Source organism: Streptomyces sp. NPDC043812, assembly GCF_056436245.1.
On the sequence record NZ_JBWKCY010000014.1, the window covers coordinates 170,538 to 187,341 of the forward strand.

The 16,804-nt window shown below is 70.9% G+C and carries 16 protein-coding genes; 8 read left to right on the plus strand and 8 right to left on the minus strand.

Annotated elements, in window-relative coordinates; genetic code table 11:
• Window positions 1–196: 196 nt before the first annotated feature.
• From AC067Z_RS21735 to AC067Z_RS21745, 3 genes are all read right to left on the minus strand, one after another.
• The gene (locus AC067Z_RS21735) at window positions 197–643 is read right to left on the minus strand and encodes a nuclear transport factor 2 family protein (protein WP_478791206.1); all 447 of its coding nucleotides are present in this window, start codon (window positions 641–643) and stop codon (window positions 197–199) included.
• Window positions 640–1,497: a dihydropteroate synthase gene (folP, locus tag AC067Z_RS21740; RefSeq protein ID WP_478791207.1), complete on the minus strand. Its 858-nt coding sequence runs from the start codon at window positions 1,495–1,497 to the stop codon at window positions 640–642. The genes AC067Z_RS21735 and folP overlap by 4 nt, the downstream gene beginning before the upstream one ends.
• Before the next feature lie 226 nt (window positions 1,498–1,723).
• Window positions 1,724–3,565 carry a phosphatidylglycerol lysyltransferase domain-containing protein gene (locus tag AC067Z_RS21745; protein WP_478791208.1) on the minus strand — a complete coding sequence of 614 codons (1,842 nt, stop codon included), beginning with the start codon at window positions 3,563–3,565 and terminating at the stop codon, window positions 1,724–1,726.
• Window positions 3,566–3,752: 187 nt separating this feature from the next.
• On the opposite strand from AC067Z_RS21745, the gene AC067Z_RS21750 reads away from it, so the two are divergent.
• On the plus strand, window positions 3,753–4,862 hold the full coding sequence (locus AC067Z_RS21750) for an alpha/beta hydrolase (protein ID WP_478791209.1): 1,110 nt from the start codon (window positions 3,753–3,755) through the stop codon (window positions 4,860–4,862).
• A gap of 4 nt (window positions 4,863–4,866) precedes the next feature.
• Here the strand turns inward: AC067Z_RS21750 and AC067Z_RS21755 are convergent, their stop codons facing one another.
• Window positions 4,867–6,039, minus strand: a complete 1,173-nt coding sequence (locus AC067Z_RS21755; protein WP_478791210.1) for an ABC transporter ATP-binding protein — start codon at window positions 6,037–6,039, stop codon at window positions 4,867–4,869.
• A 134-nt stretch (window positions 6,040–6,173) separates the two neighbouring features.
• On the opposite strand from AC067Z_RS21755, the gene AC067Z_RS21760 reads away from it, so the two are divergent.
• From AC067Z_RS21760 to AC067Z_RS21775, 4 genes are all read left to right on the plus strand, one after another.
• Complete coding sequence (locus AC067Z_RS21760; protein ID WP_478791211.1) at window positions 6,174–6,872, plus strand: ABC transporter permease; 699 nt, start codon at window positions 6,174–6,176, stop codon at window positions 6,870–6,872.
• Window positions 6,872–7,555, plus strand: a complete 684-nt coding sequence (locus AC067Z_RS21765; protein WP_478791212.1) for an ABC transporter permease — start codon at window positions 6,872–6,874, stop codon at window positions 7,553–7,555. The genes AC067Z_RS21760 and AC067Z_RS21765 overlap by 1 nt, the downstream gene beginning before the upstream one ends.
• A 60-nt stretch (window positions 7,556–7,615) precedes the next feature.
• The gene (locus AC067Z_RS21770) at window positions 7,616–8,593 is read left to right on the plus strand and encodes an ABC transporter substrate-binding protein (RefSeq protein ID WP_478791213.1); all 978 of its coding nucleotides are present in this window, start codon (window positions 7,616–7,618) and stop codon (window positions 8,591–8,593) included.
• Window positions 8,594–8,676: 83 nt separating this feature from the next.
• Window positions 8,677–9,675 (plus strand): hypothetical protein, encoded by a 999-nt coding sequence (locus AC067Z_RS21775; RefSeq protein ID WP_478791214.1) that lies wholly within the window; start codon window positions 8,677–8,679, stop codon window positions 9,673–9,675.
• 124 nt (window positions 9,676–9,799) lie between these two features.
• On the opposite strand, the gene AC067Z_RS21780 is transcribed toward AC067Z_RS21775, so the two are convergent.
• Together AC067Z_RS21780 and AC067Z_RS21785 are read right to left on the minus strand one after the other, a co-directional pair.
• Window positions 9,800–10,942 carry an NADH-quinone oxidoreductase subunit D gene (locus tag AC067Z_RS21780; protein ID WP_478791215.1) on the minus strand — a complete coding sequence of 381 codons (1,143 nt, stop codon included), beginning with the start codon at window positions 10,940–10,942 and terminating at the stop codon, window positions 9,800–9,802.
• 118 nt (window positions 10,943–11,060) lie between these two features.
• Entirely contained in the window at window positions 11,061–11,996 is a 936-nt protein-coding gene (locus tag AC067Z_RS21785; RefSeq protein WP_478791263.1) for an SAM-dependent methyltransferase, read from the minus strand.
• A gap of 150 nt (window positions 11,997–12,146) precedes the next feature.
• Here AC067Z_RS21785 and AC067Z_RS21790 point away from each other — a divergent pair, with 150 nt between their 5' ends.
• Both AC067Z_RS21790 and AC067Z_RS21795 read left to right on the plus strand, forming a co-directional pair.
• Complete coding sequence (locus AC067Z_RS21790; RefSeq protein WP_478791216.1) at window positions 12,147–13,346, plus strand: sensor histidine kinase; 1,200 nt, start codon at window positions 12,147–12,149, stop codon at window positions 13,344–13,346.
• A gap of 49 nt (window positions 13,347–13,395) precedes the next feature.
• Complete coding sequence (locus AC067Z_RS21795) at window positions 13,396–14,073, plus strand: response regulator transcription factor (protein ID WP_478791217.1); 678 nt, start codon at window positions 13,396–13,398, stop codon at window positions 14,071–14,073.
• A 43-nt stretch (window positions 14,074–14,116) separates the two neighbouring features.
• Here the strand turns inward: AC067Z_RS21795 and AC067Z_RS21800 are convergent, their stop codons facing one another.
• Window positions 14,117–15,229 (minus strand): DUF5937 family protein, encoded by a 1,113-nt coding sequence (locus AC067Z_RS21800; protein WP_478791218.1) that lies wholly within the window; start codon window positions 15,227–15,229, stop codon window positions 14,117–14,119.
• A 104-nt stretch (window positions 15,230–15,333) separates the two neighbouring features.
• On the opposite strand from AC067Z_RS21800, the gene AC067Z_RS21805 reads away from it, so the two are divergent.
• Window positions 15,334–15,561, plus strand: coding sequence for a hypothetical protein (locus AC067Z_RS21805; RefSeq protein ID WP_478791219.1), 228 nt, complete (start codon window positions 15,334–15,336; stop codon window positions 15,559–15,561).
• A gap of 30 nt (window positions 15,562–15,591) precedes the next feature.
• Here the strand turns inward: AC067Z_RS21805 and AC067Z_RS21810 are convergent, their stop codons facing one another.
• Window positions 15,592–16,734 carry a threonine aldolase family protein gene (locus AC067Z_RS21810; protein ID WP_478791220.1) on the minus strand — a complete coding sequence of 381 codons (1,143 nt, stop codon included), beginning with the start codon at window positions 16,732–16,734 and terminating at the stop codon, window positions 15,592–15,594.
• Window positions 16,735–16,804: the final 70 nt, after the last annotated feature.

Below are 16,804 nucleotides of genomic sequence, written 5' to 3' on the forward strand. Positions count from 1 at the left end.
AATCACTCCTGCTTTCTGTACTAGCGGGATGCGGGCTCCCGGCCACGTGCGGGTGGCGCGGTGCCCGCATGCGAATCTACCTGCGGGCGCCGACAGGACGTGCCCACGGGTGCCGTGGACAGGACCGCGTGAGGCTGGTAGGCGCGCGTATACCCGACGCAGGGGGACACCAATCCCCTGCTGGGCGCTTACCCACTTATGAGGGGCTTTCCTCGTCCTCTTCGCCGTCGGTTTCCATCAGTACGGGCGATCCGTGGTGTGACCAGATCTTCCAGCCGTCGGATGTGCGACGGAACACATTGGTGGCCACGACCAGCTGTCCGACGAGCGGCCCGAGCTCGCCCGCCTTCTCGGAGGGTCCGCCGCTGAGGATGTTCTCGGTGCATGTCACGAGGGCCGTGTCACCGACCACGTTCACCTTCACGTCGGTGAGGAAGAACTGGATGTACTCCGTGTTCGCCATGATCAGCGCGTACGAGCGGAGCACTTCACCGCGGCCCGTCAGGACGGGCCAGCCGGGGTGGATGCAGGAGATCTCCTCGTCGAGCCAGAGGGCGGAGAGCTCCTCGAAATCGCCCTGCTCCATCGCCTCGTAGAAGGCGGTGTTGGCCGTTTCGACCCGTTCGATGTCGGTGGGGTTCACCGGGCGCCCTCGACGGCCCGTGCGACGCGGACGGCGTCCGCCGTTGCGCGCACCTCGTGCACCCGGACCGCCCAGGCGCCCTCGTGGGCAGCGATGGCCGAGACGGCGGCGGTCGCCGCGTCGCGTTCCCTGGCGGGGGGCGTGGCGCCCTCCTTGGCGAGCACATGCCCGAGGAACCGCTTGCGGGAGGCGGCGACCAGGACGGGACGCCCGAGGGCCCGCAGCTGTTCGAGGTGGGCGACGAGCGCGAGGTCGTGCTCGGCCATCTTGGCGAAGCCGAGTCCCGGGTCGACGACGATCCGCTCGGGCGCGATGCCGCCGTCGACGACGGCCTCCACACGTACCCGCAGTTCGGCGACGACCTCGGCGACGACGTCGCGGTACAGCGCCCGGCTGTTCATGTCCTCGCTGAAGCCGCGCCAGTGCATGACGACGAACGGCGCGCCGGTGTCGGCGACCGCCGGGACCATGCGCGGGTCGGCGAGACCGCCGCTGACGTCGTTGACGAGCACGGCGCCGGCGGCGACTGCCTGCTCGGCGACCGAGGCGCGCATGGTGTCGACGGAGACGACGACGCCCTCGGCCGCGAGCCCGCGCACTACGGGGACGACCCGGCGCAGTTCCTCGGCCTCGTCGACCCGGGTGGCCCCCGGCCGGGTCGACTCGCCGCCGACGTCGACGAGATCGGCGCCCTCGGCGACGAGGTCGAGTCCGCGCTTGATCGCGGCCGTGGTGTCGAACCAGCGGCCTCCGTCGGAGAAGGAGTCGGGTGTCACATTGACGACTCCCATGACCGCACAGCGGTCCCACTCCGGCAGGCCGTCGGCCGTACCCCGTCCGCGCAAGCTACTCATGGCTCCACCCTAGTGCCGCGACCGGTGATGACTGCCCGATGAGGAGCATCGTGCGGTACGTGCGGCCGGAAGGCGGCCGGAAGTTCACGCAGCGGAGCTACCAGGGCCTTTGGCCGGCGCCGCGGCACCTGACTCATCACCCGGAGGGCCGCGGCGGAGGTTGCGGCGCCTCAGGGCAGGGCGTGCCAGCAGGGCACCCGTGTCCGCTGCTCCGGCCGGACCGGAATCAGGCCGCCCGGACCTCGCGCTGTTCGGGGTGGCGGGCGATGTGGGCGCAGGGGCGCGGGGCCCGGGCGGTACGGCGGGCGAAGGGACGGGGCAGCGAGAGGTTGACGAAGCCCTCCGCCTGCATCGCGGCGAAGCCGATGCGGGGCAGGTCGCGGGGGTTGCGGAAGACGACGAAGCGGGGCTCCCAGCGCGGCCGGAACTTGGCGTTGAACCGGTACAGAGACTCGATCTGGAACCAGCGGGAGAGGAAGACGAGCAGCCCTCGCCACAGGCGCAGCACCGGGCCGGCGCCGATCTTCTCGCCGCGGGCCAGTGCCGAGCGGAACATCGCGAAGTTGAGGGAGACCCGGTCGATTCCGAGTGAGGGGGAGGCGGTCAGGGCGGCGACGATCAGCAGTTCGTTCATGCCCGGGTCGGCCGTGCGGTCGCGTCGCATCAGTTCCAGGGACATGCCGTCCGTGCCCCAGGGGACGAAGTGGATGACCGCCTTCAGGTCGCCGTGCGGGGAGTTCTCGTCGGCCTTGTGGGCGGTGGCTATCACGGCGTCGCCGTCGGCGGGGTCGCCTATGCGGCCGAGCGCCATGGAGAATCCCCGCTCGGTGTCGGTACCGCGCCAGTCGGCCGCTGCCCGGCGGATCCGCTCCAGTTCGTCGTCGGTGAGGTCACGGGCGCGCCGTACGCGGGTCTCATAGCCGTTGCGCTCGATGCGCTTGACCATCTGGCGTACGTTCCGCATGGCGCGCCCGGTCAGGGAGAAATCCGCGACGTCCACCACCGCCTCGTCCCCGAGTTCCAGGGCGTCCAGTCCGGTCTCCCGGGTCCAGACCTCGCCGCCGGTCTCGGAGCAGCCCATGACCGCTGGGGTCCACGAGTGCGCCTTGGCCTCGTCCATGAAGCGTTCGATGGCGCCGGGCCACGCCTCGACGTCACCGATCGGGTCACCACCGGCGAGCATCACGCCGGAGACCACGCGGTAGCAGACGGCCGCTTTCCCGCTGGGGGAGAAGACGACGCCCTTGTCGCGGCGGAGCGCGAAGTGGCCGAGCGAGTCGCGGCCTCCATGGGTGGCGAGCAGCGCGCGCAGCCGGCGCTCGTCGTCGGCGGTGAGGCGGGCGGCGGGGTGTTCCGGCCGGAAGGCGAGGTAGACGGTGGTGACGGCCGTGAGCAGACCGAGGGCGCCCAGCGAGTAGCCGACGGTCCACGAGACGTTGCCGGTGTATCCGACGGGTCCCTCGAAGCCGACCAGGCCGTACATGACGTGCTCGAGGCGGTCGGTGAGGCTGGGGCTGCCGACGACCCTGCCGGGGTGGGCGCTGACGACGGCCATACCGAGGCCGAGCGAACCGGCGCCCATGAGGACGAGGTTGGCGAGCGCCCGCCAGCGGCTGCGCGGGTCGGGAAGGGCGGCGAACTCGCCGCGGTGGCGCAGCAGCAGGGCCAGGAGGGCCAGGGAGATCAGCGCGCCGAGGACGGAGTGCCGGTAGACGAACTGGGCCACGGCTCCTGCGGGCAGCAGGACGACCGCGGCGCGCCAGGCGCGCCGCTTGTGGCGTTTGATGCCGTGTGCGAGCAGAAGCAGCAGAACACCCGCACTGAGGGAGAGGGCGGCGGCGAACGGGCCGAGTGCGCCGGGCAGTACCTCGGCGAGTGTGTGCATCCTGCTGTGCCGGAACCGGGGGAAGACCCCGGCGGCGATGTCGATCAGGCCGACGACGGTGCATGCCGAGCCGACGATTGCCGGTACCGCTTCGGGGCGGGGGCCGCGCAGTGCGCGACGTACCCGGTTCGCCGCCCGATTCGGAACCAATCCTGATTTGTCCCCATCTACCGTTGCAGACATCGCTTCCCGTGACTCCGCGTGAGATCGTGCGTCCGGGCCTCAGGTCGGTCGGCCCCGGACGATGTGCGCTCTCTAGGACGGCAGTTCCAGGAAGTGGGTTCATCCGCCACCGGAAGTTCTCGGCGAACCGGCGCCGAACCGGACACGGATCCCTCCCGCCGGACCGAAGCAGAAAGCACTGCGACTGATGGGTCTGACCAGCAACAAAGTCCTTGCCGCGGCCGTGGCGGCGGCCGTGCTGCTGTTTGCCGCCACCATCTGGCTGTGGCCCCGCCTCGCCCGCGGCGGGGCCCGCCCGGTCGCGGGGCGTATCGGGCTGCTGCTCGCCACGCAGCTCGCCCTGTTCGCGGCGGCCGGGCTCGCCGCGAACAAGTCCTTTCTCTTCTACGGCTCCTGGGCCGACCTCTTCGGGCAGGAGCAGGAGACCGGAGTGGTGCAGGACCATGCGGCGGGCAGCAGCATCAGGCTCGTCGAGAAGCGGAAACCGGATGTGCCCGGGAGCGGGCGCCCGGCGGTAGGCGGGCAGATCCACAAGGTGGTGGTGGCCGGTGAGACGTCCGGCATCAACAGCCCGGCCTACGTGTATCTGCCGCCGGAGTACTTCCAGGCGGAGCACCGCAGCAGGACGTTCCCCGCTGCCGTCGTGCTGACCGGCTATCCGGGGACGGCGGAGAACCTGCTCAAGGGACTCAAGTACCCGGCCACGGCGCACGGGCTGGCCGCGGACGGCCGGATGCAGCCGATGATCCTGGTGATGATGCGGCCGACGATCGCGCCGCCGCGCGACACCGAGTGCGTGGACGTACCCGGCGGGCCGAAGACGGAGACGTTCTTCGCGAAGGATCTGCCGCAGGCGGTCTCCCGGACGTACCGGGTCGGCAACGCCCCGCGCAACTGGGGCTTCATCGGCAACTCCACCGGCGGCTACTGCGCCCTGAAGATCGCGCTGCACCATCCGGAGCGGTTCGCCGCCGGCGCCGGCCTCTCCGCGTACTACGAGGCTGCCGAGGACCCGACGACAGGTGACCTCTTCCACGGCGACGACCGGGCCCGCAAGCGGGCGAACCTGCTGTGGAGCCTGGACCACCTGCCCCAGGGCACATCGTCGTTCCTGGTCACGAGTTCGCGGCAGGGCGAGGGCAATCTCGCGGGCACGCGCGCCTTCATCGAGAAGGTGAAGGCGCCCGCGCGGGTCTCGTCGATCATGCTCGACAGCGGCGGGCACAACTTCAACACCTGGCGCCGGGAGATCCCGCCGGCACTGGAGTGGCTGAGCGGCAGACTCAGCGCGACCTGACTGTTCAGCCCTTGTCGACGCGTACGGCGGCGGGGGCCATGGCGATCGACTCCAGTGCGACCTCCGCCCTGGCGATGTCCTGGGCGTCGGCGTCGATCGAGCGGCGCAGTGCCTCGTGCAGCCGCGCCGGGGTCAGCACCCCGAGGAAGCGGCCCGTCTCCTCCTTGTCGATCACCGCGATCCAGCCCGCGTCGTGCTGGAGCATCGTGGCGAACGCCTGCTTGAGCGAGGCGCCGACGGGCAGCCAGGCCTCCATGCGGCGGGCGTGCTCACGGACCGTGCCACGGCGCCGCGTCTGTTCGGCGGAGATCCAGCCGTGCAGATTGTCCTCGCCGTCGAGGACCACGGCCCAGCGCGAGCCGAGTTCGCGCGGCAGGGCGTCGTCGAGGTGGACGACGGGCGGCTGTTCCAGGTCGCCCTCCTCGATCGGTGTGACGGAGAGCCGCTTGAGGCCGCGGTCGGCGCCGACGAAGTCGGCCACGTAGTCGTTGGCGGGGGTGCCGAGGACGGCGGCGGGTGCGTCGAACTGCTCGATCCGGCCCTGTCCGTAGACGGCGATGCGGTCGCCGAGACGCACGGCCTCCTCGATGTCGTGGGTGACGAACAGGATGGTCTTGCGGACCTGCGACTGGAGCCTGAGGAACTCGTTCTGCAGATGCTCGCGCACGACGGGGTCGACGGCGCCGAACGGCTCGTCCATCAGCAGCACGGGCGGGTCGGCAGCGAGGGCGCGGGCGACGCCGACGCGCTGTCGCTGGCCGCCGGAGAGCTGCTCGGGGTAGCGGTCGCCGTACACGGAGGGGTCGAGGCCGACCAGTTCAAGCAGTTCGGCGGCGCGGGCGCGGGCCTTGGCCCGCCCGGTGCCGAGCAGATGGGGGACGGTCGCGGTGTTGTCGAGGACCGTTCGGTGCGGGAAGAGGCCGACCTGCTGGATCACATAGCCGATACGGCGGCGCAGTTCGACGGGGTCGACGGTGGAGATGTCCTGCCCGTCCACGAATATGCGGCCGCTGCTCGGTTCTATGAGGCGGTTGACCATCTTCATCGTGGTCGTCTTGCCGCAGCCGGAAGGTCCCACGAGCGTGACCAGTTCACCTGCGGCGACCTCGAAGGAGAGATCGTCCACGGCAGTGGTGCCGTCCGTGTACCGCTTGGTGACATTGTCGAAACGGATCATGGCTCCCCATTGTGACGGCTTTTGTGTGAAAGCCATGTTGCTGCAATGTGGCGGTTTTGGGCGGTTGTCAGTGGCCAGGGTTAGGGTCGCTGTTCAGTCAGACATGCGTTCGTTCTGGGGGAGGTGAAGTAGCGATGACGACGGAATCTGCCGCAGGCAGCTGCCTCGCGGCGAACGACTGGATCTGCGGGGAGTACCTGCGCAGCCGGAGCCAGGAGTTGGCCGACGCGACGGTGCAGCACATCTGGATCACTGTGGCATCGGTCCTCGTGGGGCTTGCCGTCGCACTGCCGCTCGCGCTGCTGGTGCGGGCGCAGCCGCGCTTCGCAGGGCCGGTGCTCGGTCTCACGACCCTGCTCTACACGATCCCGTCGCTCGCGATGTTCTCTCTGCTGCTGCCGTTCTTCGGACTGTCCGCGGCGCTCGTGGTGACCGGCCTCGTGCTCTACTCCCTCACCATCCTCGTGCGGAACATCCTGGCGGGGCTGGAGGCGGTGCCCGCCGATGCGCGCGAGGCCGCCCGCGGGATGGGATACGGTCCGGCGCGGTTGCTGTGGGAGGTCGAACTGCCCCTCGCCCTGCCCGCGTTGATGGCGGGCGTGCGGATCGCGACGGTGTCGACGATCGCGCTGACCACCGTCGGCGCGCTGGTCGGCAAGGGCGGACTGGGCAATCTCATCGACGACGGTGTGCAGACGACCTTCAAGGCGCAGGTGCTGACGGCCTCGGTGCTCTGCGTGCTGCTCGCGGCGCTCGCCGATCTGCTGCTGCTCGGTGCTCAGCGTCTGCTCACGCCCTGGACGCGAATACGCACGGCGGAGGTGAAGGTCTGATGGGCGTTCTTGCCGACGCATGGACCTGGCTCACCACCGGGTCCAACTGGTCCGGGGAGAGCGGTGCCTGGCACCGGCTCGGCGAGCATGTGTACGTCAGCGGGGTGGCGCTCGCGCTCGCCTGCGCGATCGCGCTGCCGCTCGCCCTGTGGCTGGGGCACATCGGCAGGGGCGGCGCCCTGGCGGTCAACATCTCCAACGCGGGGCGGGCGATCCCCGTCTTCGCGGTCCTGGCGCTCTTCATGCTCACTCCGCTGCGCAGCGCGGGATACGTGCCGACGATCATCGCCCTGGTGCTGTTCGCCGTGCCGCCGCTGCTGACCAACGCGTATGTGGGGATGCGGGAGGTGGACCGGGCAGTGGTCGAGGCGGCGCGGGGAATGGGTATGTCGGGCGGGCAGCTCTTCGTGCGCGTCGAACTGCCCCTCGCGTACCCACTGCTGATGACCGGGCTGCGGTCCGCCGCGGTCCAGGTGGTGGCCACGGCCACGATCGCGTCGATGGTCGGCCAGGGCGGGCTGGGCCGCATCATCACCGCCGGCTTCAACACGTACAACACGGCTCAGGTCGTCGCGGGCGCAGTGCTGGCGGCGCTGCTCGCCCTGCTCGTGGAGGGTGTGCTGGTCGCCGCCGACCGGCTGCTGAACCCTCTGCGCAGGTCCGCGGTGGCTGCGGCAGGCTGATGGCGCGGCACGTGATGAACTCTTTTGATCCCTTTGTTGGTTATGCGGACGGAGAACCTGATGAGCAAGACCTCGCGCATCGCGGGTGCGGTACTCGGTGTGGTGGCCCTCGCGGGTTCTCTTGCCGCGTGCGGCGGTGAAAGCCTGGAGCAGGGCAAGGACGGTGCGGCTTCCGGCGGCGGATCCGGGGAGAAGGGCACGCTGGTCGTCGGCGCGGCCGCCTTCACCGAGTCCAAGGTGCTCGCCGAGCTCTACTCCCAGCTGCTCGCGGACGCCGGGTACAAGACGTCCGTCACCACCGTGAAGAACCGCGAGCTGTACGAGCCGTCCGTGGAGAAGGGCGAGATAGATGTCATTCCCGAATATGCGGCCACCCTCGCCGAATTCCTCAACGCCAAGGTGAACGGGCCGAAGGCCCCCGAGGAGAAGCCGGTCGCCTCCAGCGATGTCGACGCCACGGTGAAGGCGCTGACGGGGCTTGCCGAGCCGCGCGGTCTGAAGGTGCTCCCGGCAGGCGACGCCGTCGACCAGAACGCGTTCGCGGTCTCCAAGGAATTCGCCGAGAAGAACAACCTCAAGACCCTTTCCGATCTTGGGAAGTCGAAGCTCGGGGTGAAGATCGCGGCGGGCGACGAGTGCGAGGTGCGCCCCTTCTGCGCACCTGGTCTGAAGAAGACCTACGGCATCGATGTGACGGGCGTGGACCCCAAGGGCGTCGGCACCCCGCAGGCGAAGCAGGCGGTGAAGGACGGCGAGGACCAGCTCGTGCTGACCACCACCACCGACGCGACGCTGGAGAGCTTCGGCCTGGTGCTTCTGGAGGACGACAAGAAGCTGCAGAACGCGGACAACGTCCTTCCCGTGGTCAATGCGAAGGACGCCGGGGACAAGGAGATTGCCGCCGCCCTCGGCAAGCTCACCGACGTGCTGACCACCGAGGATCTCGCGGAGTTGAACCGCAAGGTGGACGCCGAGCGCGCGAAGCCGGAGGACGCCGCGAAGGAGTATCTCGTCACCAAGGGGCTGCTCAAGAAGTAGTGGTGCGTCGGCCCGGGGCTCTCGTGCAGAGATTTGCCGGGCCGACACCCCATTCGGCGTCTACGCACGGTAAATTTCAGGCCATGCCACGTGGACGCCACCGCCATTCCCCGCCCCTGCACAAGCTGCTGCCGCCTTCGGCAGTCGCCGGAGCGTCGATTCTGTGTGCCGCCGGCGCGTGGCTCGTCGGGGACGCCTTCGTGCTGCGCACACTGGTCGCGGCCGCCGCGGCGAGTGCTGTCACCGGCGCGGTCCTCATGCGCAGTTGGGACCGCAGCGCGGGCCGCCGCGTCGCGGAGCTGACCCGCGGCCGAGCCAGTGACCAGTGGAAGACCGAAGAGCGCATAGCCGAGCTCGAGGCCGACATCGACGAATCGCGCGAGCTGCGCATCAAGCTCGACGCGAAGCTGCGCGCGAAGCGGGTCGAGCTCGCCGGCCTGCGCGGCGAGCATGCCGCGCTCCTGCGCAGGTACGCCACCGCCGAGACCGAGCGTGCGAGTGCCCTGGAGGGCCGCAGGCAGCTCGCCATCGAGGCGGCCGCCCCTGCCAAGGCGCTTCCCTCCGCCGGGTCCACGGCCACGCCGTCCATGTACCTGCGCGCGGCCAAGGCCCTCGACGATCTTTCGCGCAACGCCGCCGCGCAGGAGGCCAGACGCACCGTCGAGGACGCCCGCGCCCGGGATCTCGCCGAACGGGCCCGTGAGGCGGACGAACCGCAGGGGAAGCACGCGGCGGGCGCCGGGGCCGAGCAGCACACGAGCCCGTCGTCCGCCCTTCCCGCCCGCCGTCCCGTCCCCGCCGCGTCGGCGATCGTCCCCTACGGTGCCCAGCGTTCACGGGTGAAGCGCCCCGAGGGCGGCTTCGACTTCTTCGGCACGGGTACGGACGCCGCCGACGCACAGCCGGTGCAGAAGGCGATCGAGGCCGCGCAGCACGAGGACCTCGCCGATGTGGTGGGCGAGGAGGCCCTCGCCGCCGTCCGTCCCGGGGAGATCCGCGCGGTCGGCAAGGTCATCGACCTGACCGCGCACGACGAGACGGAACAGCTGGACGTCGCCCAGCTGCGCAACGCGGTGTCCTAGGGCCTGTCCGGGCGATCTTCGAGGGCGCGACAGGATCGCCCGACCAGGGCCTGGGCCTTTCTCGGATCTTGGCAGGACCGCGCCTCGCAGGACCTGAGGTGCGGGCCCTCGCCCGACCGTGCCGTTACTTGTCGATGTCGCCGACGACGAAGAACAGCGATCCCAGGATCGCCACCATGTCGGCGACCAGCGTCCCCGGCAGCAGCACGGTCAGCGCCTGGATGTTGTTGTACGAGGCCGAGCGGAGCTTGAGGCGGTACGGGGTCTTCTCGCCCTTGGAGACCAGGTAGTAGCCGTTGATGCCGAGCGGGTTCTCGGTCCAGGCGTAGGTGTGGCCCTCGGGGGCCTTCAGGACCTTCGGCAGGCGCTGGTTGATCGGGCCGGGCGGCAGCTCGGCGATGCGCGCAAGACACGCGTCCGCGAGGTCCAGGGCGTTGTGCGTCTGTTCCAGCAGCACTTCGAAGCGGGCCAGGCAGTCGCCGTCGGTGCGCGTGACCACCTTGAGCGTGTCCTGCAGCTCCCCGTAGGCCAGATACGGTTCGTCCCGGCGCAGATCGAAGTCGACGCCCGACGCACGGGCGATGGGCCCGCTCACCCCGTAGGCGTGCACGGCCTCCGCGGACAGCGTGCCCACGCCCCGGGTGCGGCCGCGGAAGATCTCGTTGCCGAGGACGAGCCGGTCGTACACGTCCATCCGCGAACGGACATCGGCGACCGCGTGCCGGGCGCGGCCGAGCCAGCCGGCCGGCAGGTCCTCCTTGAGGCCGCCGACCCGGTTGAACATGTAGTGCATCCGGCCGCCGGAGATCTCCTCCATCACGTGCTGGAGCTCCTCCCGTTCCCGGAAGGCATGGAAAACCGGGGTGATACCGCCCAGTTCGAGCGGATACGACCCGAGGAACATCAGATGGTTGAGGACCCGGTTGAGTTCGGCGAGGAGCGTACGGGTCCACACCGCGCGCTCGGGGACCTCCATGCCGAGCATGCGCTCGACGGCCATGACGACACCGAGTTCGTTGGAGAACGCCGAGAGCCAGTCGTGGCGGTTGGCCAGCATCACGATCTGGCGGTAGTCGCGCGCCTCGAAAAGCTTCTCGGCGCCGCGGTGCATATAGCCGACGACCGGCTCGGCATGCCGGATGCGCTCGCCGTCCAGCACGAGACGCAGCCGCAGCACGCCGTGCGTGGAGGGGTGCTGGGGGCCGATGTTGAGCACCATGTCGGTGCTCTCCGCCGCGCCGCCGATGCCGACCGTGGTCTCCGTCATGGGCACCAGTCTGACAGAGGAGCCACAGGCGGCGGCGGGTCGCCCACTGCTCGCCGGCGGCGGGCGGAGCGTCATCGTAGGAGCCCGCCGCGGAGGGGGCCGGACGTGCGGCGCCGGCTCACACCGGCTGCATCAGCCAGGTGAAGTCGCCCAGCCCGCCCCGGGCCGTGAGCTCCGCCGCCTCGCCCGTCCGCGACAGCGCGCGGACGTAGGCCGCCGGGTCCAAGGACGCCTGCGACAGCGGCGGGCGCGCGGCCGTGATGCCGAGCGAGTGCAGGGCCTCGCGCTGGTCGCGCAGTTCCGCGGTCGGGGACGCGCAGGCATCCATCGCCACATGGGCGGTGATGTCACAGCTGCCGTCCGGGACCGGGCGTACCTCCCTGCCGTCCCGGAAGCCCGTCAGGGTGCCGAACGGCGGCCGGGCGTCCGCCGTGTGCGCGTAGTCGACCGCCACCGCGAGGCCCGACCCCAGGCAGGCGACAGCCCGTGCCCACGCCGCGTCACGCGGCCTTCCGATCTCCGCCCGGGTTCCCGGCTCCGTGAGCGGCCACCAGCGCGCCAGCCACTCGGCGTCCGCTCCGTCGATCTCGTCGCCGAGCCGCTCCTCGCCCGCCGCGTTCACCAGGACATGACGCACGACGCCGTGCTCGTCGGCCTCGGCGACGTCGACCGGCACGTTGTCCAGCCACTCGTTCGCGAACAGCAGCCCGCTCACGTCCCGCGGCAGTTCCGCGCTCCATGCGATGCGCGGATCGAGACCGGGGGGCCGTTGCGCACGTTCGACCGCGTGGGCGCGGACCGGGTAGCCGGGCGGCAGCGCGGCGAGCACCCCCGTCAGCAGTTCCCCCCGGCCCGCGCCGACGTCCACGAGCGCGGGCTCGTCCAGTCCGCACGACTGCGCGGTGTCGAGCAGCAGCCGCGCGACGGCGGAGGCAAAGAGCGGTGACGCGTGCACGGAGGTACGGAAGTGCCCCGCCGGGCCCTCGGGCCGCAGATAGAAGCCGTCCGGGCCGTACAGGGCGGCTTCCGCGGCGGGCCGCCAGCCGCGGAACACGGAGTCGGCGGCGGGCGCGCTGCAGGTGGCCGGGGTGGCGGACTCATACGTCACGTGCACCAGTCTCCACCTTGCGGAGTACGCTCCCGTGGACCGGATCGCCCCTTCGGTTGACTCCGGCACCTATCTCTTTTCCCTACGCTTAGTTACGTGCAGCGCCTCTACGACTTCATCCGCAGACACCCGACGGGCGTCGACAGCTTCTGGGCTGTCGTGCTCTTCGGGTTCTCCATGTTGTGGGTGGTCCAGGAACCGGAAGGCGTGGGCGCGCAGGTCGCGGCCGCGGTCGTCGTCCTGCTTCTGAGCGTGGTCGTGGCGCTGCGCCGGCGCATGCCCCAGCGGATGCTCGTCGTCGCGGCGGCGGTCGGTGTCGCCCAGCTCGTCCTGGACGTCGAGGTCAACGCGGCCGACTTCGCGATGATGGTCATCATCTACACGGTCGCGGCGCACGACTGCCCGCGCTGGGCCACGCGGCTTGCCCTGGTCGGCGGCCTCTCGGCGGCCTCCCTGGCCCAGATCCGCTGGCCGGAGGAGAGCGCCGACACCCTGGGCCGGATCTTCATCACCGTGATCATGAGCCTGCCGTTCGCCATGGCCTGGGTGCTCGGCGACTCCATACGTACGCGGCGCGCCTACTTCGCGCAGCTGGAGGAGCGGGCCACCCGGCTGGAGACGGAGCGCGCGGCGCAGGCGAAGGTCGCGGTCGCGGCCGAGCGCGCCAGGATCGCCCGCGAGCTGCACGACGTCGTCGCCCACAACGTGTCGGTGATGGTTGTCCAGGCCGACGGCGCCGCCTATGTGCTCGACGCCGCGCCCGACCAGGCCAAACAGGCGCTGGAGACCATCTCCAGCACCGGCCGGCAGGCGCTCGCGGAAATGCGCAGGCTGCTCGGTGTGCTGCGCACGGGAGACGCCCCGGAGAGCGGCGAGTACGTCCCGCAGCCCGACGTGGAGCAGATCGAGGAGCTCGTCGAGCAGGTCCGCCGCGCCGGACTGACCGTCGACTTCAAGATCGAGGGCACGCCTCGGCCGCTGCCCAGCGGCGTCGAGCTCACCGCCTACCGCATCGTGCAGGAGGCGCTCACCAACACCCGTAAGCACGGCGGACCGGAAGTGGGCGCGAGCGTGCGGCTCGTCTACTTCGACGACGGTCTCGGCCTGCTCGTCGAGGACGACGGCCGCGGCGCCGCCCACGAGCTGTACGAGGACGGCGGCGCGGACGGCCGCGGCCACGGACTCATCGGCATGCGCGAACGCGTCGGTATGGTCGGCGGCACGCTGGACGCGGGGCCGCGGCCGGGCGGCGGGTTCCGGATCAGCGCGCTGCTGCCGCTCAAACCCGCCCACTAGACGACAGACCCTGGCACTGCGCACCCGAGAGAACGAGGACCCGACCGTGATGTCCATCCGTGTGATGCTCGTCGACGACCAGGTGCTGCTGCGCACCGGATTCCGCATGGTGCTCGCCGCCCAGCCGGACATGGAGGTCGTGGCGGAGGCCGGTGACGGCGCGGAGGCGATCGAGAACCTGCGCTCCACCGCCGTGGACGTGGTGCTGATGGACGTGCGCATGCCGCGCCTGGACGGCGTCGAGGCGACGCGGCGCATCTGTGCCGAGCCCGACGCGCCGAAGGTGCTGATCCTGACCACCTTCGACCTGGACGAGTACGCGTTCTCCGGGCTGAAGGCGGGCGCCAGCGGCTTCATGCTGAAGGACGTACCGCCGGGCGAACTGCTCGGCGCCATCCGCTCCGTGCACAGCGGTGACGCGGTCGTCGCACCGTCCACCACCCGGCGCCTGCTGGACCGCTTCTCGCCGATGCTGCCGAGCTCCGGTGCCGAGCCGCAGCACAAGGAGCTGGAGAGACTGACGGAGCGCGAGCGCGAGGTGATGATGCTCGTCGCCCAGGGGCTGTCCAACGGCGAGATCGCGGCCCGCCTCGTCCTCTCCGAGGCCACGGTCAAGACCCATGTGGGCCGCATCCTCACCAAGCTCGGCCTGCGCGACCGGGTCCAGGTGGTAGTGCTCGCGTACGAGACGGGACTGGTGCGCGCGGGCGGCCGCGGACCGCGCTGATCCGTCGGACGTCCCTCGCCCGGCGGGATCCGAACGGCAGGCCCTAGCGCAGGACTGTTTCGAGGAAGTCGCTGCCGAGCCGTGCCACCGCCGTCACGTCCAGCTGGTGCAGCACGTAACGGCCGCGCCGCCGGGTCGAGACGAGCCCCGCCTTCTTCAGCACCGAGAGATGGCGCGAGACCTCGGGCGCGGTGATGCCGTACGCGTCCGCCAGTTCACTTGTCGTGTACGCGGCTCGGGCGAGGTACCGGCACAGGCGCATGCGCATCGGGTGGGCCAGTGCCTCCATCCGGAGCTTGAGCAGGTCGACCGTCGCCGCGCCCGGCAGCTCCGGTGAACCGACCGGGTAGTGGATCACGGGCCGCCAGCCGGGCGCGTGCAGCACCATCAGATGCGGCCAGCCGAAGCTGGACGGCACGAGCGTGAGCCCGGCGCCGACCGTCGGGTCGACGGCGGTGGTCCGGCCGTCGGCGAGTTTGTCGGCGCTGATCCTGGTGTGGTCCTCGTCCATCGTGAGGGCGGGGGAGACGGCGTACAGCGCCGCGGCAAGCCCTTTGCGGCGCAGCAGTTCGGTCTTGTGCCGGGCATCGGCGGCGAGCTGGACGGACACACGGCGCCACGTGTCGGCGAAGAACGCCTCGTTGCAGTCCTCGAACAGCCGCCGCAACCAGGCGCGTACGGAAGCCGGGTCGGCCAGGAGTCGCCGGGTGAAGTCCAGTTGACGCGGGCCGCGCGTGGCGGCGAGTTCGAGCGCGCGCTCCCGACGCGTGGGGTCGCTCAGGGCGGACGGGTCGTCGACGGCGTATGTGCTTGCGCAGGTGAACTCCAGCGCGGCGGAGACAAAGCGCTCGTCGTCGAGCCGGTCGAGGAGGTCCAGCTCCTCGGCGAGCGTCGCGCCGGTCCGGCCCCCGCCGAACGGGAGGCCGGCGAAGGGCATGAACACGTCCGAGTAGGTGCTCCGCCACAGGAAGTCCGCCTCGTGCAGCCGGTCGGCGAGATCGGGCTTCAGCCCTGCGGTGGTCGCGGTGGCCCAGCCGCTCAGCCCCGGGTGGTGCCCGGGCTCTGCCAGGGCGTGCAGTGCCACTCCCAGCTCGGCGAGGGGGCTGATGTCGATGACGATGCGTTCCGGGGGCAGCCCCGTGATGTCGATGCTCACGCTCACCCCTCCATGGTGGGGGTTCCCGTGGGCGGCCCTCGTGCCGTTTGACGGGGCTCGTCAATCGGTGCGACGCGGGCCGCCGACGCGCGCAGCGTGGAGGCATGAACGCCATGCAGCAGCACATGATCGATTCCTACCGGACGGCCCAGCGGGGCGAAGCGAGCCCGCCGCTGCCCGGCGCCCACGACATGCGGGTGCTCGGTGCGCTCCGCGACGACCGCCGCTTCCGGCGGGTTGTGTCGGGCCGCCCTGCCCGCGGCCGGCTGCTGTCGCTCCTCGGCCGCCTGTTCCACGCCCACGACCGGGCACGTCCGGCGGACTGCCGATGAGCCGGCCGCCCGCCGCGGGGGCCGGCTTCGTCAGGCCAGGCGCCGCACGAACTCGGCCACCGCTTTCGCCACGTCGTCCGGCGACCACGCGAGCCCTTCCGATGCCACCGTCACCTCCGTGACCGACAGTCCCGGCGGGCAGTCCTGCGCGGACCAGTGGCGGAACAGCGTCACGCCGGTCTCCTCCGACTGCGACAGCGCCGCCTCGTTCAGTGCCTGAGTGTCGTACGGCAGCCACACCTGGAACTGGTGCGTCTGCGGGACCGGCGGGTTGATTCGGAACCAGGGGACGCCCGCCGTGCGCAGACCCTCGCCCAGCGCCGCGGCGACCTGCTTGGCGTGGGCGACGTACGAGGGCAGTCGCGGCAGCTCGTTCTCCAGCCCCATGAGCGCCGACAGCACAGCCGGGTACTGCTGGAACACCGTCCCGCCGTAGCGGTGCCGCCAGGCGCGGGCTTCGTCCGCGAGCGGCTCGGGAGCCGCGAGCACCGCTCCCGCCAGACCGCCGAGAGACTTGTAGAAGGACACGTACACGCTGTCGGCGAGCCCGGCGATCTCGTCCAGCGGGCGGCCGAAGTGCGACGTGCACTCCCACAGGCGGGCGCCGTCGAAGTGGACCACCGCGTCGCGTTCGCGCGCCGCGTCCACGACGGCCACCAGGTCGTCCCATTCCGGCAGCACGAAACCGGGATCGCGCAGCGGCAGTTCCAGCATCAGCGCGCCGAACGGTTCGTCGAGCCCGCGCACCTCGTCGGCCGTCGGCAGCCGCGGCTCGGTGGTCGGATGGACCGTGCGCAGACCGCTCACCACCGAGAACGCGGAGCGTTCGTGCACCTCGGGATGTGCCCTCGGGTGCAGGGCGACGGTGGAGTTGCCGGTACGGCCGGCCCAGCAGCGCAGCGCCACCTGCTGCGCCATCGTCCCCGTGGGGAAGTACACCGCCGCCGGGAACCCGAGCAGGGCGGCGCATCGCCGCTCCAACTCGGACACGACACCGTCGCCGTAGAAGTCCACAGGCTCGTCCGTGTCGTACACGAGGTCGGCTCCGGCGGCCAGTGCCGCGAGGCTCTCCTTGAGGTCCCGTTCTGCCGAGCTGCGCCACAGGACCCGCTCCGACGCCCGCCATGCGGCCCGCCTGCGCCGCCGCTCACCCTGCTCCGAGGTCTCCGTCACGGTCCGATCATCACCCACAGCCTGTGGACAACCGCAAGGGGGGCGGGAGGCGCTGGCGTAGCATCGTGAC